Source organism: Streptomyces sp. Ru71 (assembly GCF_002920535.1).
Lineage (GTDB): Bacteria > Actinomycetota > Actinomycetes > Streptomycetales > Streptomycetaceae > Streptomyces.
In genome coordinates, this window is record NZ_PQSS01000029.1 from 16,987 (window position 1) to 37,081 (window position 20,095).

A 20,095-nucleotide genomic window follows, 5' to 3' on the forward strand; every position below is an offset into this window, starting at 1 on the left:
ACCTGGCATGGCGCGGGCCGGGTGTGGGGGCGCGCGGGCTTACGTCGTGGCGAAGGGCGTCGGGCATCGACGCACAGCACCTGAAGCGAGCGGTTGCTCGGACACGGAAGAAAACGGATGCCGTACGCGCAAGGACACGGTCCCTGGGCGGCTCAGCGGCGGGTACGGCACGCGATCCACTGCCTCGCAGCAAATTTTGGGCAGGGTGGGCGTGGGTAGATAGTGACACGGGGGTTCCTCCGGCGCCAACACCCCGCAGAAGTGACCTGGGCCACGGCCGCGCGCCGCGCCGTCGCCCGGCCCCGGGGCTGCCGCGTTCGGGCGCCGGCCGCGCCCTGAGCGTGGGTGGAGGATCGATTGGCGACGGCTTGACGCCCACCTGGTGGTGGCTTGGCGCCCAGGCCCTCGGCCCGTAGGGTCGCGCACACCGGCGGCCCGGCGAGGCGAAGGGGACCCCGGCGGGTGGTCCGCCGACGCAGTCCGCGCGAGGCCTGTCGATGGCCGCAGCGGGCCATGAAATGGGGGTTTTCACGGATGGCTGACGATCCCGCACGCGCGGACGCGTGGCGCATGGCGGAGCTGGAGCGCGAGGTCTCGCAGCTTCGCCGCAGCAACGAGGCCCTGCGGGAGTACGTGGCCCAGGAGCTGGAACGTCGCGACGACGAACTCTCCCGGCCCGCGCCGCGCATCCCCGAACCACCGCGTCCCCTGGTCGAGTTCCGCGTCCTCGGCCCCATCGAGGCCGTCGTCGGCGGCCGTCTCGTCGACCCGGGAGCGCCCAAGCAGCGCGCCCTGCTGGCGCTGCTGGTCAGCAAGGTGGGCGAGCCGGTGGCCGTCGACGTGATCGTGGAGGAGCTGTGGGCCGGGAAGGCGCCGCCGTCGGCGATCGCCTCGCTGCAGGCGTACGTCGCCAACCTGCGGCGCATGCTGGAGCCCGGCCGCGCGCCCCGCACCCCGCCGGTGGTGCTGCGCACCTACGGCCGCGGCTATCTGCTCGACGGCCGGGTCGTCGAGGTCGACGTCCACCGCTTCAGCGAGCGGGCCGTCGCCGGCTGGCAGGCGCTGGACGGGGGCGATCCGCAGGGCGCGGTCGACGAGTTCGAGGCGGCGCTGGCGCTGTGGCGCGGGCCGGCGTACGCCGAGGTGGCCGACGCCCTCGGGGTGCGGCCGGACGTGGCCCGGCTGGAGGAGCTGCGGCTGTCGGTGGTCGAGGGGCGCTGCGCGGCCCTGCTCGCGGCCGGCGCCCATGAGGTCGCGGTGGCCGAGCTGGAGGCGTTCGTGCGGGCCCATCCGCTGCGCGAGTACGGCTGTGAGCTGCTGAGCCTCGCCCTGTACCGGGCGGGCCGGCAGGCCGACGCGTTGACGGTGCTGCGCACCAACCAGCGACGGCTGGCCAAGGAGCTGGGGATCGATCCGCGGCCGTCGCTGCGGCTGCTGGAGAAGCAGATCCTCGACCAGGCGCCGTCCCTGCGCTGGCGCGAGCGTCCCACGGCGGTCGCGAAGCCGGCCAGGCCCCGCGGGCCTCGCGTGGCGGCGTGGCCCGCACCCGCCGGGCCCGAGCCGTCCGCCCGCGCGGCGGACACCGCCGAGCGCCGGGTGCCCTGGGCCGCGCTGGCCGGCACCGGGCCGGCCGCGGGCTGACCCTCCACGGCAGTCCCCCTCGGCCCACCGAGGGGGACTGCCGTGCCGCGTCACCGCGGGCGGTGGCCCTCACGCATGCTCGGCCCGGCGCGGCGGCGAGCCGGCCAGCGGGGAGGAGTCCTCGTAGCGGACCTCGTAGACGCGCTCGGCGAACTTCCAGCCCTCACCGGTGCGCTGGTAGCGGTCGTGGTAGATGGCGTAGTTCATCCCGCCCCGCCCGTCGACGGCACGTCCGATCTCCGTCATGTACGCGCGGCCGGAGGCGGTGTCGCCGTCCAGCTCGATCAGGCCCGGGTGCGTGTTCTGCACGAGGAAGTCCACCACGTGCGGCACCCGCCTGCCCCAGGCGCGGATCGCCTCGCGCCCCTCAAGGTCGACGGGGATGTTCGGCATGCGCAAAGCGCCGTCCGGTGTGAACAGCAGGGCCATCCGGTCGTAGTCGCGCATCATCGTCGCATCCGTGAACTCACCGCGCAGCGCCTCGATCTCGACGCGGTCGGCGATGGCTTGCAGGTCCCTCATCGCTCACTTCCTTCTCAGTGCCTCGAACACCGTGCACGACCGGCTCGCACCGCCATGGAGGTGCCGGGCTTCCGTGTTCGTCTTGACAGGTAGACGGTGCGGTGCCGGGCGAATGTGACGGGGTTTCACGGACGAGTGAACGTGTGCGAAAAGGACATTCGACGGCCGGGCGAGCGGACCAAGTCGGCGCCAAGTCCACGCGCCTACGCTCGCGATGGCGTCAATGGCGTCCACAGAAGTCGTACGTCACGTACGTCATGCGCCTGGAAGCGGCCTCGCGGCCGCCGGGGCGGCCGACCGGCACCAAATGCGCCGACCTTGCGTGCCCCGGCGGCCCGAGACACCCCCACATGAAAGGAAAGCGCATGGTCAATCGGCGATCCTTCCTCGTCGGCGCGGGCGGGGCGGCGCTGGCCGCGACCGGGCTGGCCAGCCCCGCGTTCGCCCGGTCCTCCCGCGGCGGCAAGTGGCACCGGCTGAGCCACCACCTCGGGGGACGGCTGGTGCTGCCGTCGGACGCGGACTATCCGACGGCGAAACAGCTCTACCTCGCCCAGTTCGACCACATCCATCCGCAGGCGATCGCCTACTGCACCTCGCCCGCCGACGTGGCGCTGTGCCTGCGCTTCGCCGAGTACCACGACGTGCCCATCGCCGTGCGCAGCGGCGGCAACTGTGCCGGCGGCTACTCCACGAAGCCGGACAGTCTCGTCATCGACGTGTCGCAGATGAACCAGATCTCCATCGGCTCGAAGTCCGTGAAGCTCGGGCCGGGGGCGGCGCTCGTCGACATCACCGACAAGCTCTCGCGCAACGGGCTGTCCATCGCCGACGGCTACTGCCCGTCCGTGGCGGCCGGCGGATTCCTCAGCGGCGGTGGCGCGGGCCCGTTCACCCGGGCCATGGGCATGGCCACCGACAGCGTGACCAAGGCGCAGGTGGTCCTCGCCGACGGCCGCCTCGTCACCGCCTCACCGCACGAGAACCCCGACCTCTACTGGGCCGTACGCGGCGGCGGAGGCGGCAACTTCGGCGTCGTGACCGGATACCAGATCACCCCCGAACCGCTCACCGACCTCGACACCTGCACCCTCTTCTGGCCCTGGGACCAGGGGCTGGAGGTGTTCGAGGGCTGGTCGAAGTGGCAGGCCGACGCACCGTGGGCGATCGGCAGCGCGCTGCTGATCACGCTCATGGACGCCGCGCCCGGCAAGGTCCCGGTGCTGTCCGTCTTCATGGGCTCGGTGGACACCGGCGGCATCCTGGCCCCGGAGGTCGAGCGGCTCATCTCGCTGGTCGGCCGTCCTCCGGCGCGGCGGCAGCCCGTCAAGGCGCCGTACAAGAAGATCATGATGGGCTTCTACAACTGCGACGACAAGACGGTCGACGAGTGCCACCGCGTGAGCACGTGGCCCGACGCCCTGCTGCCTCGGATGGAGTACGGCATCTGGCGCAGCCGCCTGTTCAGCAAGCCGCTGCCGCGCGGGGGATGGTCGGACGTCCTGCAGGTGTTCGAGGACGAGAGGTGGCCGGGGCAGATGCGCCAGCTGCAGCTCGTCACCATGGGCGGCAAGGCCAACACCGTCGCCCGCGACGCCACCGCGTTCGTGCACCGCGACACCATCTTCTCCATCGCCTACCTCGCCGCGAACTACACCGGGCCGGTCTCCGCCGAGACGGTGACCTCGGCGGAACACTTCGCCGACACCGGCTTCAACGTGATCGACCCGTACTCCAACGGCGAGACGTACCTGAACTTCTACGACCCCCGCGACCCGAACTGGGAGAAGTCCTACTACGCCGAGAACTACCCCCGCCTGATGCGGATCAAGGACAAGTACGACCCGTACAACATCTTCAACCACGACCAGAGCGTGCGGTGATCCGCGCGTAGGGCGCCGCGCTGGTGCGGCCCGGCACGGCGCATGCCGGCCGGGCCGCACCGGCCTGTCAGGTGCCCGCCCGCGCTCGACCGGACCTCAAGTCCGCCGACCGATACTCGGGGCTCCAGGACGGCACGGACCCATGGAGGCTGCGCTTCCTCGCTCCCAGACACCGCCCCCCATGCCGTCGCTCCGGCGAACGATCTCATCGGCAGCGCCCTTCTCAGCCGCCGGCGGCCACCTGTCCTCGACCGGCGAGGAGATCCCCCCACCCAGTCGCACCACCGGGGCAGGCCCTGGCCGCAGGGCCACCTGTCGCTGTCGGACTCCGAAGAGAACCAGGGAAGTTGAGGGCATGACCAGCACCCGTACCAGCCCCGCGGAGGCCGTCGAGGACGCACTCCGCCAGTTCTTCGCCGCGCGCCGGGCCGAGGCCGCGGCGATCGGCCCGGCCTGCGCCGACGTGGTCGCCGAGTTGGAGACCTACGTGCTGCGCGGCGGCAAGCGCGTGCGCCCGACCTTCACCTGGCTCGGCTGGCTCGGCGCCGGGGGCGACGAGGACGGCGACCTGGCGCAGGCGGTGGTGCGCACCGGCGCCGCGCTGGAACTCTTCCACGCCTACGGCCTCATCCACGACGACGTCATCGACGCCTCCCCCACCCGCCGCGGCGCCCCCGCCGCACACGTGCTGTTCGCCGAACGGCACCGGGACCGCTGCTGGAACGGGGACGCGGAGCTGTTCGGCACGGGCACCGCGATCCTGATCGGCGACCTCGCCCAGGGCTGGGCCGACGACCTGATCCGCGAGTCCGGGCTGCCGGCGCCGGCTCAGGCGCGGGTGGCCCCGGTGTGGTCGGCCCTGCGCACCGAGGTGCTGTGCGGCCAGCTGCTCGACGTCACGGCCGAGGCGGCGGGCGCCGAGGACATCGACACACCGCTGCGGGTCAACCAGTACAAGACGGCCTCCTACACGGTGGAGCGCCCGCTGCACATCGGCGCGGCGATCGCGGGCGCGGACGCCGGGCTGGTCGCCGCCTACCGGGCCTTCGGGCGGGACGTCGGCGTCGCGTTCCAGCTGCGCGACGACCTGCTGGGTGTCTTCGGCGCCTTCGAGGAGACCGGCAAGCCCTCCGGCGGGGACCTGGTGCAGGGCAAGCGCACCATGCTGCTCGCGGTCGCGCTCAAGTACGCCGACGAGCAGGACCCGGACGCGGCGAAGTTCCTCCGGGCCAGGATCGGGACGCCGATCACCGACGAGGAACTGGCCGCGCTGCGCGCTGTCATCACCGACGTCGGAGCGGTGGACCACATCGAGCGCGACATCGCCCGGCGCACCGACCGGGCGCTGGCCACGCTGCGGGCGAGCAGCGCGACCGACTACGCCAAGGAGCAGCTGACCGCCATGGCGATCAGCGCGACCCAGCGCAGGTCATGACGGCGAGCGCCCCCGCCGAGGCGCACCGGGCGGACCCGCCCGCGTGTGCCTCACCAGCGGCGGGCGCAGCGCCCGGAGTTGCGGGGGCGGCGGTGACGCGCCGACGGCCGGGCGCCGGGCGGGAGGGCTCCACCACCCGCCGCGCGCCCGGCCGGCGTGTGCCAGGTCACCATTGGCGGGCTCTTGGCGGGCAGTTGTCTGCCGTGTCACAATTCCGGCACGCCTTCCCTGCCCGAAATCCGCTGTACGGCGGTTGAACGCGTCGCGGGAGCGGCGGGCCACAAGGCGAAGACCGACGCGGCCGGCGACGGCGTGGGCGACGACGAGATCCCTTCGAGCCCGCCTCGCTGAGCCCGGAAACGGCCGCCGAGGCGGCCGCCACCTCCATCACCGCACACCCGCCGGCGGCCCATGGGCGCGGGCGGGCCCTGCCTGTGTCCACGGCACGGTGCGTCCCCGAGCACGCTCACCGAACTGCCCTGCACGGTTCCGGCATGCCCGACATCCTCCCTCCCGCCCGGAGAATCTCGTGCTGCCCGTGACACCTGTGCAGATTCCCCAATGTCCCGCATCTCGCTTGCCGCCGGCTTGGCGTCGGCTGGGCTCCGGCTCCGTGAACGAAGGAGTGACATGCTGAAAGGCTCAGAGATGGCGAACAAGGAATTCAACTACTGCACGACGGGCGCCGGCTCCGCAGCGCTCGGCAGGCCCGGGGTGTACGTCATCCCCGGGCAGCGGTCGGCGGGCGGCAACGGCGATGCGCGCCGCATCGCCGAGCTGGAGCGCGAAGTGCGCGAACTGCGGCGGATGAACGAGACGCTGAAGATGTACTTCGCCAGGGCTCTCGACCTCGACCTGCCTCACCCCGGTGCGGGCCGGGAGACGAGGGTGCCCGGCAGCGGCGTGGAGGCCGAGCCCGCCTTTCGGGGCATGCCGGTCTCCGCGGCGGGCCGCGGCGGGGCGCAGCAGCGCGACAGCGCGGACACGGCCCCGGCCCGGGTGGAGTTGCGGGTGCTGGGCCCGATGGAGGCGAGCGTCGGCGGCCGGGCGGTGGACCTGGGGGCGCCGAAGCAGCGTGCCGCTCTCGCGCTGCTGGTCAGCCAGGTGGGCCGGCCGGTGTCGGTCGATGTGATGCTGGAGGAGCTGTGGGAGGGGCAGCCGCCGCCGTCGGCGATGACGTCGCTGCACGCATACGTGGCCAATCTGCGCCGGGTGCTGGAGCCCGATCGTCCGCCGCGCAAGCCGGCGACGGTGCTGCGCACGCGCGGCCGGGGCTATCTGCTGGACGGCCGGGTCGTGGAGGTCGACGCCCGCCGCTTCAGCGAGCGTGCGACGGCCGGCTGGCAGGCCTTGGACCGGGGCGACCTGCGGCGCGCGCTGGGCGCGTTCGAGGCGGGGCTGGCGCTGTGGCGCGGGCAGGCCTACGCGGAGGTGGCCGACACCGCCCAGGTGGCTCCGGAACGGGTCCGGCTGGAGGAGCTGCGGCTGTCGGCCACCGAGGGCCGCTGTGCGGCGCTGATCGCCGTGGGCGCCTACGAGGTAGCGGTGTCCGAGCTGGCGGCCTTCACCCGGACCCATCCGCTGCGCGAATACGGCTGTGAGCTGCTCAGTCTGGCGTTGTACCGGGCCGGACGGCAGGCGGACGCGCTGGCCGTGCTGCGCACCCATCACAAGCGGATGGCGCAGGAGCTGGGCATCGACCCCAGTCCGGCGCTGCAGCACCTCGAAAGCGAGATCCTGCGTCAGGCGCCGGAGTTGGGCTGAGGCCGCCCCGCCGCCGCGTCCCGGCCCCGCCGGGCCTCCCGGCTCGTGCCGGAAGGCCGTGGCGCGAGGTCGTCAGCTGCCCTCAAGGGCGGGTTCGAGGCCGGGGGTGTTGACCGGAGCCGTGGTGTCGTCGTCGTGGCGCCGGAAGAGTTTGCTGGGCCACCACATCCACCGGCCCACGTCCAGGGTCAGCGCGGTGACCAGCACCGATCGGACGATCATGGTGTCCAGCAGCACGCCGAACGCCACCGTGAAGCCCAGCTCGGCCGCGAACAGCAGCGGCAGGGAGGCCATCGCCGCGAACGTGCCGGCCAGCACCAGACCCGCCGAGGTGATCACACCGCCCGTGGCGGACAGACCCAGCAGCGCGCCGCGCCGGGTGCCCTGTTCCACGGTGATCTCCCGTACCCGGGTGACCAGGAAGATGTTGTAGTCGACGCCGAGTGCGACCAGGAACACGAACGCCAGCAGCGGGAAGGAGGCGTCCGCCCCGGCGAAGTGGAACACGTGGTTGAACATCAGGCTGCTCACACCGAGGGCCGCGGCGAACGACAGCACCACCGTCGCCATGAGCAGCAGCGGAGCGACGATCGCCCGCAGCAGCAGGGCGAGGATGAGGAACACCACGGCGAGCACGATCGGGATGATCACCTTCGAGTCGCGGCCGGCCGCGTCGCGGGTGTCCAGCGTGATCGCCGCGTTGCCGCCGACCTGCGCGTCCGCCGCCTCGATCCGGTGCACCACGTCCCGGACCTGCTTGACGGTGTCCAGGGCGGCCGCGCTGCTGGGGGCGTCCTTCAGCTCCCCGGCCAGGAGGGCGTCGGCGCCCTTGACCACCGGCGGTGAGACGTCGGCGACCCCGGGCACGCCGGCCAGCGCCGTCTTCACCTCGCCCGCCGAGGCGGCCTTGGTCACGACGTAGACGGGGTCGCCCGAGCCGGCCGGGAAGTGCCGGGCCTGGATCTCCTCGCCGACGGCCATCTGCGGCTTGTCGGTGAACTGGTCCTTGCTGGAGAGCCCGTCGGCCTTGAGCCCGACCACGGCGACCGCCATGGCGCCCAGGACGACGGCGGTCCCGATCCACACCGTGCGCGGCCGGCCGGAGATGGCGGTGCCGACCCGGCCCCAGATGCCTTCCCGGGCCGTCTCGGTCGCCCCGTACACCGGCCTGACGGGCCAGAAGATCCAGCGGCCGAAGATGACCAGGAGCGCCGGCATCAGGGTGACCATGGCGAGCAGCCCGACGACGATGCCGATGGCGCTGGCCGGCCCGAGCCCCTGCGTGGAGCGCAACGTGGCCAGCATCAGCAGCGTCAGGCTGACCGCGACGGTGGCGGCGCTGGCGATGATCGCCGGACTGCAGCGGTGCAGGGCCTCCGCCATCGCCCGGTGCCGGTCCTCGTGCCGGCGCAGCTCCTCCCGGTAGCGGGAGGTGAGCAGGAGCGCGTAGTCGGTGGCGGCGCCGAACACCAGCACGGTCAGGATGAAGCTGGTCTGCGAGTTGACGGTGAGTCCGGCGTGCTTGGCCAGCAGATAGATCACCGCCTCGGACGCGCCGAGCGCGCCGAACGCGGAGAGCAGGGGCAGCAGCGGCAGCACCGGGCTGCGGTAGGTGAGCAGCAGGATCACGACCACCACCAGCGCGGTGATGGCCGTCAGGCTGCCGCCGCCGCCGAAGGCCTCGACCGAGTCGGAGGCGTGCCCGGCCGGGCCGGTGACATGGAAGCCGAGGCCGTCGGCGTTCTTCTTGCCGATGTCGGTCAGGGAGCCGACGACCTCGTTGATGCCGTTCCAGCCCGTCTTGTCCTTCTGCACCTGGACCACGGTCTGGACGGCCTTGCCGTCCTTGGACTTCAGCGGACCCTGCGGCCGGCCCACCACCTTCTCCGTCCTGGCGAAGGCCTCGGCGTCCGCCCGGGCCTTGGCCATGTCCTGGGAGGTGACGCCGGTGGGACGGTCGTAGATCACGATCGCGGGCATGGTGTCGGACCGCAGGAATTTCTCCGACCGCTCGACGACCTGGGTCGACTCCGCGTCCGCGGGCAGCCAGGCCGAGCTGTCGTTCTTCTGGACGTCGGTGAGCTTGCCGGCGAGGGTGAGGGCCGGGATCAGCAGGGCCACCCATAAGGCGAGGACGACCCATTTCGCGACCCTGCCGCTGGGCAGGGCCGCCAAGGTGCGCAGCATGCGGTGCTCCTGAACGGTCATTCGAGGTGTGAGAGCTTGTCGGGATTGGCGACGATGTAGATTCCGCACACCTGGTGGCCGTCCGGCGTGAGGTCCAGGGAGATGACGGCCTGAGTGGTGTCGCCGTCGAACATCACCGCGGACGGGGCGCCGTTGACGCTGCGGTAGACGATGTCGAGGTCCCGGCCGAAGCGGCGGGCGTTGGCGATGAGCGCGCGGGCGACCTTGTCGCGGCCGTGGAACGAGCGCAGCCCGCCGGCAGGGTGGGCCTTGCCGCCGCCGTCGCCCCACAGGCTCACCTCCGGGGAGAGGATCTGCAGCAGGGCGTCCACGTCGCCGCCCAGGGTGGCGGCCAGGAACCGCTCGGTCACCTGCTGCCGGACGCCCGGTGCGGGCTCGTAGCGGGGGCGCCGGGCCTGGACGTGCTCGCGGGCGCGGTGGGCGAGCTGGCGGATGGCCGACGGGGAGCGGCCGAGGATGTCCGCGATCTCGGTGTGCGGGTAGCCGAACACCTCGTGCAGGACGAACACCCCCCGCTCCAGCGGGGAGAGGGTCTCCAGGACCACCAGCAGCGCCATCGACAGCGACTCGGTGTGCATCACGGCGTCGGCGGTGTCGTCGAAGGCGGGTGCGCTCGCGCAGGGGGTGGCGATCGGTTCGGGCAGCCATGGCCCGACGTACGTCTCCCTGCGCCGGGCGACGGCGGCCTGGTGGTCCAGAGCCCGGTTCGCCGCGATGCGCACCAGGTAGGAGCGCGGGTTGTCGATCCGCTCCGCGCCCGGTGCCTGGCTCCTGGCCATCCATGACAGCCAGGTCTCCTGCAGCACGTCCTCGGTGTCGGCGACGCTGCCGAGCATGTTGTAGACGATGGAGAAGAGCAGGTCGCGGTGGTCGGTGAAGGTCTTTGTCGCAGCCCTCACGACGGGATCGGACGCCGTCTCCTGCGGGCTGCCCCAGGATGGGCCCGCCTGCGCCGAGTCTGACGGGGAGTAGGACATCTTCGGGCCTCTCATTGCGGATGTATTCCGGAAATGAGACCCGCCCCGAAGCGGGGAATGTGACACCTACCGGGACGGTGTGGCCTACATCACGTCGCGGCCCGCATCGTCAAGTCTTCACCAAGCGGTCGTATAGCCCGGGCCAAGGCACGCGGCCGACGATGGGGCTCCGCAGCTGTGCCCTGAACGCCTGGAAATGGGGTGCGCGCGGGCTGTCCGCGTTCGCCTCGCGCCCCGCCTGGTGGAGGGCCGGCCCCGGCCGCCCTCGCCGCGGCGCGGCCCCGTGCCCGCAGCGGGCGGCTTCTTCGAGGAGCGCCATCGCAGCAGATGACCGGCCACCTTCGCTCATGCCCTCAGAGGCATCGTCACATGGCAGAACCGGTCTTGGAAATGCATAAGCATCTGTCTCTACGGTCTTACCCGGGGTCCGGCAGCACGACCGGTTTCGCGCTGCTCACCGGACCGGAAGGGACGCCGTGGTGTGATGCGCCGCGCAGGTCGCGGAGAGGTTCTCGGTTCCGATCGCCGTGGCCCGTACCACAGACGGCGCGCACGCCGCGCGCCGACGGCAGGCGGGTGGCTGTACGGGGAGTGCCCCGTGGAGCCGCACGGCCGACGGCCCGGAAGAACCCGTGCCGGCCATGTCACATTCCCACCCGCCGAATCCGTCGTATGAGGGTCACCTCACGTCCGTCCGACATGACAAGGAGAAGATCGTGGCAGCACAGAGCGCAGCCTCTGCTACCGAGGCGGCCGGAACCGGGGGGAGGAATCCCCGGCGATGGCTCATCCTCGCCATGATCTGCGTCGCGCAGCTCATGGTCGTCCTCGACACAACGGTGATGAACCTGGCACTGCCGTCCGCGCAGGAGGACCTGGGGTTCACGGACGCCGACCGGCAGTGGATCGTGACCGCGTATCTGCTCGTGTTCGGCAGCCTGTTGCTGTTCTGCGGGCGGCTCGTCGACCTGATCGGCCGTAAGCAGACCTTCCTCATCGGCCTGGTCGGCTTCGCGGGCGCCTCCGCCGTCGGCGGCGCCGCGGTCAACTTCGGCATGCTGGCGGCCTCGCGCGCCCTCCAGGGCTTCTTCGCCGCGCTGCTGGCGCCGGCCGCCCTGGCGCTGCTGGTCACGACGTTCACCGACCCCAAGGAGCGGGGCAAGGCGTTCGGCGCCTTCAGCGCGGTCGCGGCCAGCGGCGGCGGCCTCGGCCTGATCATCGGCGGCTCGCTGACCTCCTCCCTGTCCTGGCGTTGGTGCATGTACATCAACCTGCTGTTCGTCGGCATCGCGGTGGTCGGCAGCGCGCTGCTGGTTCCCAAGCAGCCCAAGACGCGCAGCGCCCGCCTGGACGTCCCGGGCGTGCTCCTCGTGTCGAGCGGCATGTTCTGCCTCGTCTACGGCTTCGACAACGCCTCCAAGCACAGCTGGGGCACCCCCTCGACGTGGGGCTTCCTGGCCGCCGGCGCCGTGCTGCTGGTCGCCTTCGCCAGCTGGCAGACGCGTGCCGCCCAGCCGCTGCTGCCGCCTCGCATCGTCGTCGACCGCAACCGGGGCGGCGCGTACCTCACCATGCTGATGGTCGGTGCCGCGATGTACGGCATCTTCCTGTTCGTCATCTACTACATGCAGAACACGCTGGGGTACTCGGCGCTGAAGTCCGGTGTCGCCCTGCTGCCGATGGTGGCGGTCACCGCCGTGTCGGCCAACGTGGGCAACATCAAGCTGATGCCCAAGGTCGGCCCCAAGCCGCTCGTCAGCGCCGGCCTGCTGCTCGGCGCGGCCGGCATGGTCTGGCTGACGCGGATCGACGTGGACTCCAGCTACGCCGCCGCCCTGCTCGGCCCGCTCATGATCGCCGGTGCCGGCATGGGCCTGATCTACTCCGCGACCATGAGCACCGGCACCTCCGGTGTGGCGCCGCAGGACGCGGGCATCGCCTCGGCGAGCATCCAGACCGGCCAGCAGATCGGCGGCGCCATCGGCCTCGCGCTGCTGAACACGATGGCCACCAGCGCCACGACCGACTACATCAAGGACCACGTGCAGGGCCGGCCGACGCCGTCGCTGATCCACCTGGCGACGGTCCACGGCTTCACCACGGCGTTCTGGTGGTGCGCCGGCATCTTCGCGGCCGCTGCCGTCATCTGCGGCTCCCTGATGCGCCGCGGGCCGCTGCAGACGCCCACCGCCGCGCCTGCCCAGAAGCCCTCGGAGCCCGAGACCGCCCGGGCCTGACACGTAACCGCCCCGCCCGGGTGCCGGGCGGGGCGCAGCGAGAACCAGCACCCTGACGAGAAGGAGACCGTGATGAGCGTGCGCATGTTCCACGTGAAGATACGTCCCGAGAAGACCGCGGAGATGGAGGCGGCGGGCAAGGAGATGTTCGCGGCCATCGAGGCCGCCCAGCCCAAGGGCGTCCGCTACACCTGGTGTCGCCTCCAGGACGAGGGGAACTACCTGTTCCTGGTGGACTTCGACGACGACGCCGTCAACCCCCTCGCCGACCTGCCGGCCTGGACGGACGTGATGGCCGACCTCAAGGGCAGCTGGATCGCCGAGCCGCTGACGATGGAGCAGCTGACCCCCATCGGTTCCTACCGGTTCTTCTGACCCGCCCCTCCGGCCGGCCGCTGCCGTGCCGGGCGGACCGGGGCCCGAACGGGGCTCCGGTCACGGAACGGCGACCCGCGAAGGTCGCCCGCCCGTGACCGGAGCCCCTTTTTTCTTGCGCTCATCCCGCCTTTTCTCGCGCCTCTTCCCGCCTTGTTTCGCGCTCACCCCGCCCCGGCGGCACGGACGACAGATCGGCCGCCAGCTCAGGCTGACGGCCGATCGTGTCGTCGCGGCTGATCCGCGCGGGGCCGGGCTACTCCGGCAGGGAGTCGAACGCCTTCACCAGCTTCCGCTGGTAGTCACTGATCTGGTAGTACGCCCCGAGCTTGTAGTACTCCTTCTCCGACGACAGGGCGAGACCGTAGACGAGGGCCCGCTGCTCACCGACGTACGCGTACGGAGCGGTGGTGGCGTAGTCCCACATCTGGCCGGCCTCCGGCTCCGACTTGGTCGGGGTCGTGGAGGCATCGGTGGTGATCACCGCGAAGCAGATCCGCTCGATCCTGGAGGAGTCCCAGCTCAGCGTCGGGTAGACGGCGAAGGACCGCTTGGCGAAGTCCAGCCCCTGCTCGGTGGCCTCCTTCAGGCCCATCTCGCGGAGCATCGACTGGACGAGCTCCGACTCCATCGGCTCGCCGTCGGTGAGGTCGCAGTACAGGTTCAGCTCACGGCGCTTGTAGTCGACCGAGACGCCCGTGACCTTGTCCAGACCGTAGCGGGTGAACAGCTCGGCGTTCTCGGCCGCGGAGCGCGGCATGGACGGCAGGTCGACGAGCTTGTCCAGCTCGCGCAGGTCGTCGGAGGGGAAGGCCACGTAGGCCTTCTTGAAGCCCTCGGCGACATCGACGTCGATGCCGTACATGCCGATCGGGAACCGCTCCTGGAAGTCGGAGACGACCGAGCCGGCGGGGTGGTCGGTGGGCTCGATCAGCCCCTTGGACAGCGCGAAGGAGTACGGGTCGGTGTGACCGGAGGGAACCGTCATGCTGAGGTCGAGGCCGCCGGAGCGGCTGGCGCTGGCCGTCATGGAGAAGACGATCACGGCGTCGTCCAGCAGGTCCTGATGTCCGGTCAGGACGGGGAGCACCTTGTCACCCGCGCAGGAAGTGCCGGCCAGGGCGGCCGCCTTCTCCACGGCCGCGTACACACGGTCGACTTCAGTGGCTTCGGACATTGGTTCCTCCATACCTCGAACGCTTCCTGACGCTGCTGGACCTGATGTGTCGCCGGCCGGGCCGGCACCGCCGGACGGCCCCGGCCCGGCTCCCCTCGCAGTGACCTGGACGCCGGGTCATGCCACTCCCTGGGACAGCGGCGCCGCACCCAGGAAGCGGGAGCGGACGTGGCCGAAGGCGAGCAGCACGGGAGCGTCGGTCAGGACGGGGACGTGGTACGGGAAGGGGCGCGGGCCGACCATGTCCGGCGGTCCGCTGTAGCCGCCGTCGGTGTTCTGGTTCTCGACCAGCCAGGACAGCGCACGCCCGATCGCGCGGGCTTCGTTCCCGCAGCACAGCGTGATCAGCCCGTAGGCGGTGCTGATGGCGTCGCTGGGATCGCCGGGCTGCATCCCCCAGCCGCCGTCGGAGTTCTGCGTGGCGCACACCGAGCGCTCCATGCGCTGGGCCACTTCGGCGATACGGCGGTCGTCCGCGGACGCGGTGCCCACGGCCAGCCGCGCACGGAACATCGCGTGCAGCCGGCTGCGGCTCCACCCCGGCTCGTAACCGCCGTCGGCCAGCTGGCTCTCGGCGAGGTAGGCCAGCGCCCGCTCCCGGGCGGCCAGGGTGTCGGCGTGCGGCGCGAGCGCGTTGACCGCCGCGGCCGTCATGCACGGCTCGGAGCGGGCGCCGGCGACGTACGTGGGGAATCCGCCGTCGTCGCCCTGCAGGGCGAGCAGCGCGTCCACGCCGCGCCGTACGGCGCCGCGGTAGGCGACCGGATCGGTCTCGTGCACGAACTCCAGCGCGGTGGCGGTGCAGTCGACGTCGTTCAGTGCCACGCCGGGGGACATGGACCAGCCGCCGGTGAGCGGCACACCGCGCGAGAGGGAAGGCAGCGGGGCGCCGCCCTGGTGGCGCACCAGCGCGTCCGCCATCGTGCGCAGCAGCTGCGACGGCGCACCGGTGGCCGCCAGGCCGATGGCGGCGGGCGCGGTGCACCAGTGGTGCATCTCCGCGATGAACGGGAACCCACCGTCCTCGCGCTGGTGCTGCAGCACGGTCCGGATGCCGCTGCGCACGGTCGCTTCCTGCCCGGGGACACCGGCCAACGCGTGCAGCGTCAGCAGGTGCATCAGGACATAGCCCTCCCACACCGTGGTCCCGGGGTTCGTGGCCGTCAGCGTGGCCAGCGCGGCATCCGTGGCCGGGTTGTCCACCTTCGTCGCGGAGGCGAGGATCAGCGTCACCGCGGCCTGCTGGACGACGTTCCAGGAATGCGTGGGGTCGTTGGGCGCCACCTCGTCGGGCGCGGGGGCGACATCGGCCGGCAGGGGACAGCCGAGCACCGACAGGACGGCGTAGAGCATCTTGCGGCGGCGGGCGGAGATGAACTCCGGGGCGCTGCCGAGGACGGCGTCCGTCAGCTTCTCGATGAGGTCGGTGTCACGGGCGGGGGCCCACACGTCCGCGGTGGCCACGGCGAGCGTGGCGAGGACACGGTCGAACTCCTGCGGGGAGTCGAGCCGTGCCTGCAGATAGGCGAGCACCCGGTCCCGGGCCGGTGAGGCCGTGCCGGTGCGGGTCATGAGGGTGAGCGCGAGCGCCGACTCCAGCACCCGGCTGCGGCATTCGTCGCGTATCAAGCCGTCGGCATCGACCCTGCTGCTGACATTGTCGCGCAGTCGCGATATGGCCTGGTGCGCGTGGGCCGGATCGACGTCGGCCGGCCACGGCAACGGGGCTGGACGCGATGCATTCAGTGGTCTCATGCCGTGCTCCTTTGACATGTCGAATTGCGGTTCCCCCGACCGGGGCCACGGCAGAACGCAGTTACGGTTTGCAGCCAAGAGTCGGTCAGTGAACTTGGCTGGCGCTGTTCCGCGACTTGGCGCCTGCTTGGCAGCGGGCCGCTCTCGCGCCACAGGGCACGGAAAAGGGACGGCACCAACCCGGCACCAAGCCGGGCAATAGCGCGGGCCAATCAGGCCGGATCAGGATGGGCGCGCGGCATCGGCCGAAGAATTCCCGTCCCCGGCGGCGCCAGAGCCGCATCCCGGGACGGCCGGTCGGCCGAGCCGCCTTCCCGGTCTCCGCCCGCCGGCGACCGGGGTCGTTCGTGATCGTCTGATGCCCTGCATGTGGGCCCTCACCTTATGGAAGGCCGAATATGGAGGAAACCGAGGTTCCGGTTCTGATCGTGGGCGGCGGTGGCTGCGGCCTGTCCGCCTCCGTCTTCCTTTCGGACCACGGTGTGGGGCACATGCTCGTGGAACGCCACGAGGACACGTCGATCCTGCCCAAGGCGCATTACATCAACCAGCGCACGATGGAGATCTTCCGTCAGCACGGCATCTACGACGCCGTGACCGAACGCGCCTCGACCACCGAGCGGTTCGGCCGGGTGCGCTGGCAGACCACGCTGACCGGCGACGGACCGCTGGACGTGAAGGTGATCCACGAGATGGACGCCTTCGGCGGTGGCGCGCTCACCGACATCTACGCGGCGGACGGCCCCGTACTGCCCGTCAAGCTGCCGCAGCTGCGGCTGGAGCCGATCCTGCGCCGGCAGGCCGAGCAGCGCAATCCCGGCCGGGTGCTGTTCTCCCACGAACTGGTCTCCTTCGCCGAGGAGGGCGACCGGGTCGTCGCCGAGGTCCGTGACCGCGACAGCGGCCGGGTCACCCGGGTCACCGCGCGGTACGTCATCGCCGCCGACGGGGGCCGCACGCTCGGCCCCGAGCTCGGCGTGCAGATGCAGGGCGTGTTCAACATGGCCGACGTCACCACCGCGTACTTCTCTGCGGACCTGTCGAAGTGGTGGCACGAGGGCACCCTCATCACCTGGTTCGTCAACCCCTACCGCCCCGACCTGAACAGCGCCCTGCTGGAGATGGGGCCGACCTGGGGCCGCGGCTGCGAGGAGTGGGGGCTGACCTTCTCCCTGGGCGACGTGGACCGCTCCGACGACGAGGCGATCGCCGACCGGATGCGCGAGGTGCTGGGCCTGCCCGGCCTGGACCTGACGGTGCACAAGGTGTCGCACTGGACCGTCGAGGGGGTGCTCGCCGACCGCTACCGGGCCGGCCGGGTGCTCATCGTCGGCGACGCCGCCCACCGCCAGCCGCCCACCACCGGGCTCGGCCTGAACGGCGGCATCCAGGACGTGCACAACCTCGCCTGGAAGCTGGCCGCGGTGCTCTCCGGCCGCGCCGACGACCGCCTGCTCGACAGCTACGAGGCCGAGCGGCGGGCCGTCGGCAAGCGCAACGTCGAGTGGGGCCTGACCAGTTGGTTCCACCACCGGGTCATGACGGAGGCCGCGCTCGGCCTCGGCCCGCACATCCCGCCGCAGCGCCGCTCCTCGGCCTTCGAGACCTTCTTCGACCCCTCCCCGGTCGGCGCGGTCACGCGTGCCCGGGCGGCGGAGTTCTTCGGCACCCACCGCGCCGAGTGCCAGGCCCACGACCTGGAGATCGGCTTCGCCTACGAGGAGGGCGCGCTCGTCCCCGACGGCAGCGAGCCGCCGGTCCGCGCGCCCATGGGAGACGCCTACCAGCCCACCACCCGCCCCGGGCACCGGCTGCCGCACGCGTGGATCGAGCGGGACGGGCAGCGCCTGTCCACCCACGACCTGGTCGGCAAAACGACCGGCTTCGCGCTGATCACCGGCCCCGCGGGGACCGGCTGGGCCGAGGCCGCCGAGCAGGTCGCCGAGAAGTTCTCCGTCCCCGTCACCGTGGCCACGATCGGGGCCGGGGCGCCGTACGCCGACCCCGACGGCGGCTGGGCGGCCGTGCGGGAGATCGCCGACGACGGGGCCGTCCTGGTGCGCCCCGACCACCACGTCGCATGGCGCTCCCGGGGCGCGGCCGAGGACCCGGCGCAGGTGCTGGCGGAGGCGATGGCGCGGGTCCTGGGCCACGCAGCCGGCGAACGGCCCTAGCGGCACCGTCCCTGGACATACCGAACGTGCGGTGAGTCCCCGCTTCCGCCACCCCCGGCGGACGGGGCGCTGCCCGGCGGCCCATGATTCGAGCCGCTCCGTTCCGGACTTCCCTTGGCTCTTTGGCTTCGCTGCTCTGTGCGGTACATAAGCGGAAGCCAAGCCTCAGCCTGCGCTTTCTCCTGGCCGGAGCGGGGGTCGAACAACAGTGGACGAATCATGGGATTGGCCGGATAGCGCTGCTGCACTCGCGTGCCGACTGCCCGGTAATTGACGAACCGACTGTGCTGTTTTTTTATCTGTGGTGTCCAAGTGTCAATAGAGCAGCAGGCAACCGGCGGCGGCACGAGCCGCCGAACCCCGGTCACTTGCTTGAACTCACGGGGGAGAACGTGGACATCCAAGTGCTGGGCACGCTGGCGGTGCGCGAGAACGGCGTGTCGATCGTGCCGACGGCGCCCAAACCGAGGCAGGTGCTGGCCCTGCTCGCCCTGCACGCCGACCAGGTGGTCCCGGTGACCGTGCTGGTGGAGGAGCTGTGGGGCAGCAAGCCGCCGCGCAGCGCCCGCACCACGCTGCAGACGTATGTGCTGCAGTTGCGCGAGCTGATCGCCGAGGCGCTCAGCCATGGCGAGGACGCGCGGGCCACGCCCAAGGACGTCCTGGCCACGGTCCCCGGCGGCTACCGGCTCAGGACGCGGGAGGGCAGCGTCGACTTCCGGGAGTTCGAGCTGCGCGCGGGCGCCGGTTACCGGGCCATGGACGCCAAGGACTACCGCGGCGCGGCCCGCCGGCTGGCCGACGCGCTCTCGCTGTGGACCGGGCCCGCGCTCACCGACGTCCAGGGCGGCATCCGGATCGACATGGAGGCCAGGCGGCTGGAGGAGGCGCGGCTGTCCGTGCTGGACCAGCGCATCGAGGCCGACCTCAGGCTGGGCCGCCACCGCGAGCTGCTGCCGGAGCTGACGGTGCTGGTCAACCAGTACCGGATGCACGAGAGCCTGTACGGGCAGTTCATGCTGGCCCTGCACCGCTCGGGCCGGCGCGGCGAGGCCCTCGACGTCTACCAGCGGCTGCGCAAGACCCTCGTCTCCGAGCTGGGTCTGGAGCCGTCCGCCGCGCTGAGCCGGCTGCAGCGCTCGATCCGCATGGCGCACCCCGAGACGCCGTCGGAGGCGGCGTCGAACACCGCGGGGCGCCGCCTGCTCGGCCGCACGGCCTGACGCCGGCCCATTCGCACGCCGGCCCATTCGCACGCCGGGCCCGTTCGTCGGCGGGATCGATTCCCTCGGTTCGGCCGCGAGCGGGGCGGCAGCCTTTCTGCACGGGCGCGCGAGGCGGGCTGCGGCCATTCTCCAGTGGTATTCCAGGTGCGCTTTTCGTGAATTGCGGACGCCGCCGCGGACGGCTGTTCCCCGGCGGGAAGGTGCTGTTACCTTCCGGCCATGGCGACGGAATCGAACAGCTCGACCGTCCATCGCGACGAGGACCCCCTCATCACCGGGCTGCTGGCCCGTCTGGCACCGCAGGGAAGGTGCGACTTCCTGCCCGACCTTCCGGGGCGGGAACTGCTGTCGTTGCTGAGCCGCTATCACCGGCGCCCGACCCGGGTGGGTTTCCCGGAACCGGTCGCCGAACGGAACTGAGACTCCCCGGATTTCGCCTCGGCGCGTGACGGCGGGCCCGCCGCGCCCGGCCGTCGCGCTCGACGCCGCCTGGAAGCCCGCTGGACTGTGAGCTGGGTCACCCGGCGACGTCTTGGCGCCGGGACCCCGCACGTGTCACGATTCCCCCACACCTCCGCTGCCCGAAAACAGCTGCACGGCAGCGGATCGAGTGTCGTATACGCCGGTCCGTACAGGCGAGACCGAGCCCCCTGCGATCCACGGCAGCCGGCTGCATTCCCCCGCAGCTGAAGTCCCTTCCCTGGAAGGACAGGCGCAGCCC

14 protein-coding genes are annotated in these 20,095 nt (G+C 71.7%); 9 read left to right on the plus strand and 5 right to left on the minus strand.

All coding sequences use genetic code 11. The features are described from left to right. Nucleotides 1–534: 534 nt before the first annotated feature. A complete protein-coding gene (locus C3489_RS18770) occupies nucleotides 535–1,641 on the plus strand; it encodes an AfsR/SARP family transcriptional regulator (protein ID WP_103783019.1) in 1,107 nt (368 codons plus the stop codon). Nucleotides 1,642–1,710: 69 nt separating this feature from the next. Here C3489_RS18770 and C3489_RS18775 read toward each other — a convergent pair whose 3' ends face one another. Continuing rightward, complete coding sequence (locus tag C3489_RS18775) at nucleotides 1,711–2,163, minus strand: nuclear transport factor 2 family protein (RefSeq protein WP_103783020.1); 453 nt, start codon at nucleotides 2,161–2,163, stop codon at nucleotides 1,711–1,713. A gap of 365 nt (nucleotides 2,164–2,528) precedes the next feature. Between C3489_RS18775 and C3489_RS18780 the strand changes: the two genes are divergently transcribed. The 3 genes from C3489_RS18780 to C3489_RS18790 all read left to right on the plus strand — a co-directional run bounded on the left by C3489_RS18780 (nucleotide 2,529) and on the right by C3489_RS18790 (nucleotide 7,245). Beyond that, nucleotides 2,529–4,046, plus strand: coding sequence for an FAD-binding protein (locus C3489_RS18780; protein WP_103783021.1), 1,518 nt, complete (start codon nucleotides 2,529–2,531; stop codon nucleotides 4,044–4,046). A gap of 355 nt (nucleotides 4,047–4,401) precedes the next feature. Continuing rightward, the gene (locus C3489_RS18785) at nucleotides 4,402–5,481 is read left to right on the plus strand and encodes a polyprenyl synthetase family protein (protein WP_103783022.1); all 1,080 of its coding nucleotides are present in this window, start codon (nucleotides 4,402–4,404) and stop codon (nucleotides 5,479–5,481) included. A 630-nt stretch (nucleotides 5,482–6,111) separates the two neighbouring features. Then, nucleotides 6,112–7,245, plus strand: coding sequence for an AfsR/SARP family transcriptional regulator (locus tag C3489_RS18790; protein WP_258054846.1), 1,134 nt, complete (start codon nucleotides 6,112–6,114; stop codon nucleotides 7,243–7,245). Between the two features lie 72 nt (nucleotides 7,246–7,317). Here C3489_RS18790 and C3489_RS18795 read toward each other — a convergent pair whose 3' ends face one another. After that, the gene (locus C3489_RS18795) at nucleotides 7,318–9,432 is read right to left on the minus strand and encodes an MMPL family transporter (RefSeq protein WP_103783024.1); all 2,115 of its coding nucleotides are present in this window, start codon (nucleotides 9,430–9,432) and stop codon (nucleotides 7,318–7,320) included. Nucleotides 9,433–9,449: 17 nt separating this feature from the next. After that, nucleotides 9,450–10,352, minus strand: a complete 903-nt coding sequence (gene sigJ, locus C3489_RS18800) for an RNA polymerase sigma factor SigJ (protein ID WP_258054847.1) — start codon at nucleotides 10,350–10,352, stop codon at nucleotides 9,450–9,452. Nucleotides 10,353–11,227: 875 nt separating this feature from the next. Here sigJ and C3489_RS18805 point away from each other — a divergent pair. Together C3489_RS18805 and C3489_RS18810 are read left to right on the plus strand one after the other, a co-directional pair. Next, nucleotides 11,228–12,667: an MFS transporter gene (locus C3489_RS18805; RefSeq protein WP_258054848.1), complete on the plus strand. Its 1,440-nt coding sequence runs from the start codon at nucleotides 11,228–11,230 to the stop codon at nucleotides 12,665–12,667. Nucleotides 12,668–12,739: 72 nt separating this feature from the next. Continuing rightward, nucleotides 12,740–13,042, plus strand: coding sequence for a hypothetical protein (locus tag C3489_RS18810; RefSeq protein ID WP_103783027.1), 303 nt, complete (start codon nucleotides 12,740–12,742; stop codon nucleotides 13,040–13,042). A gap of 256 nt (nucleotides 13,043–13,298) precedes the next feature. Here the strand turns inward: C3489_RS18810 and C3489_RS18815 are convergent, their stop codons facing one another. Continuing rightward, complete coding sequence (locus C3489_RS18815) at nucleotides 13,299–14,219, minus strand: aromatic prenyltransferase (RefSeq protein WP_181139734.1); 921 nt, start codon at nucleotides 14,217–14,219, stop codon at nucleotides 13,299–13,301. 117 nt (nucleotides 14,220–14,336) lie between these two features. After that, nucleotides 14,337–15,974 (minus strand): prenyltransferase/squalene oxidase repeat-containing protein, encoded by a 1,638-nt coding sequence (locus C3489_RS18820; RefSeq protein ID WP_181139735.1) that lies wholly within the window; start codon nucleotides 15,972–15,974, stop codon nucleotides 14,337–14,339. Between the two features lie 398 nt (nucleotides 15,975–16,372). On the opposite strand from C3489_RS18820, the gene C3489_RS18825 reads away from it, so the two are divergent. The 3 genes from C3489_RS18825 (at nucleotide 16,373) to C3489_RS18835 (ending at nucleotide 19,794) form a co-directional block, all read left to right on the plus strand. Next, complete coding sequence (locus C3489_RS18825; protein WP_103783030.1) at nucleotides 16,373–18,148, plus strand: FAD-dependent monooxygenase; 1,776 nt, start codon at nucleotides 16,373–16,375, stop codon at nucleotides 18,146–18,148. 392 nt (nucleotides 18,149–18,540) lie between these two features. Continuing rightward, complete coding sequence (locus tag C3489_RS18830) at nucleotides 18,541–19,371, plus strand: AfsR/SARP family transcriptional regulator (protein WP_103783031.1); 831 nt, start codon at nucleotides 18,541–18,543, stop codon at nucleotides 19,369–19,371. Nucleotides 19,372–19,593: 222 nt separating this feature from the next. After that, entirely contained in the window at nucleotides 19,594–19,794 is a 201-nt protein-coding gene (locus C3489_RS18835; protein WP_103783032.1) for a hypothetical protein, read from the plus strand. Nucleotides 19,795–20,095: the final 301 nt, after the last annotated feature.

What these genes read in the sequence shown, in the direction of transcription:
- C3489_RS18770 (WP_103783019.1), top strand. Translation starts at nt 535, where the DNA reads ATGGCTGACGATCCCGCACGCGCGGACGCGTGGCGCATGGCGGAGCTG.
- C3489_RS18775 (WP_103783020.1), bottom strand. Translation starts at nt 2,163, where the DNA reads ATGAGGGACCTGCAAGCCATCGCCGACCGCGTCGAGATCGAGGCGCTG.
- C3489_RS18780 (WP_103783021.1), top strand. Translation starts at nt 2,529, where the DNA reads ATGGTCAATCGGCGATCCTTCCTCGTCGGCGCGGGCGGGGCGGCGCTG.
- C3489_RS18785 (WP_103783022.1), top strand. Translation starts at nt 4,402, where the DNA reads ATGACCAGCACCCGTACCAGCCCCGCGGAGGCCGTCGAGGACGCACTC.
- C3489_RS18790 (WP_258054846.1), top strand. Translation starts at nt 6,112, where the DNA reads ATGCTGAAAGGCTCAGAGATGGCGAACAAGGAATTCAACTACTGCACG.
- C3489_RS18795 (WP_103783024.1), bottom strand. Translation starts at nt 9,432, where the DNA reads ATGCTGCGCACCTTGGCGGCCCTGCCCAGCGGCAGGGTCGCGAAATGG.
- C3489_RS18805 (WP_258054848.1), top strand. Translation starts at nt 11,228, where the DNA reads ATGATCTGCGTCGCGCAGCTCATGGTCGTCCTCGACACAACGGTGATG.
- C3489_RS18810 (WP_103783027.1), top strand. Translation starts at nt 12,740, where the DNA reads ATGAGCGTGCGCATGTTCCACGTGAAGATACGTCCCGAGAAGACCGCG.
- C3489_RS18815 (WP_181139734.1), bottom strand. Translation starts at nt 14,219, where the DNA reads ATGTCCGAAGCCACTGAAGTCGACCGTGTGTACGCGGCCGTGGAGAAG.
- C3489_RS18820 (WP_181139735.1), bottom strand. Translation starts at nt 15,974, where the DNA reads ATGAGACCACTGAATGCATCGCGTCCAGCCCCGTTGCCGTGGCCGGCC.
- C3489_RS18825 (WP_103783030.1), top strand. Translation starts at nt 16,373, where the DNA reads ATGGAGGAAACCGAGGTTCCGGTTCTGATCGTGGGCGGCGGTGGCTGC.
- C3489_RS18835 (WP_103783032.1), top strand. Translation starts at nt 19,594, where the DNA reads ATGGCGACGGAATCGAACAGCTCGACCGTCCATCGCGACGAGGACCCC.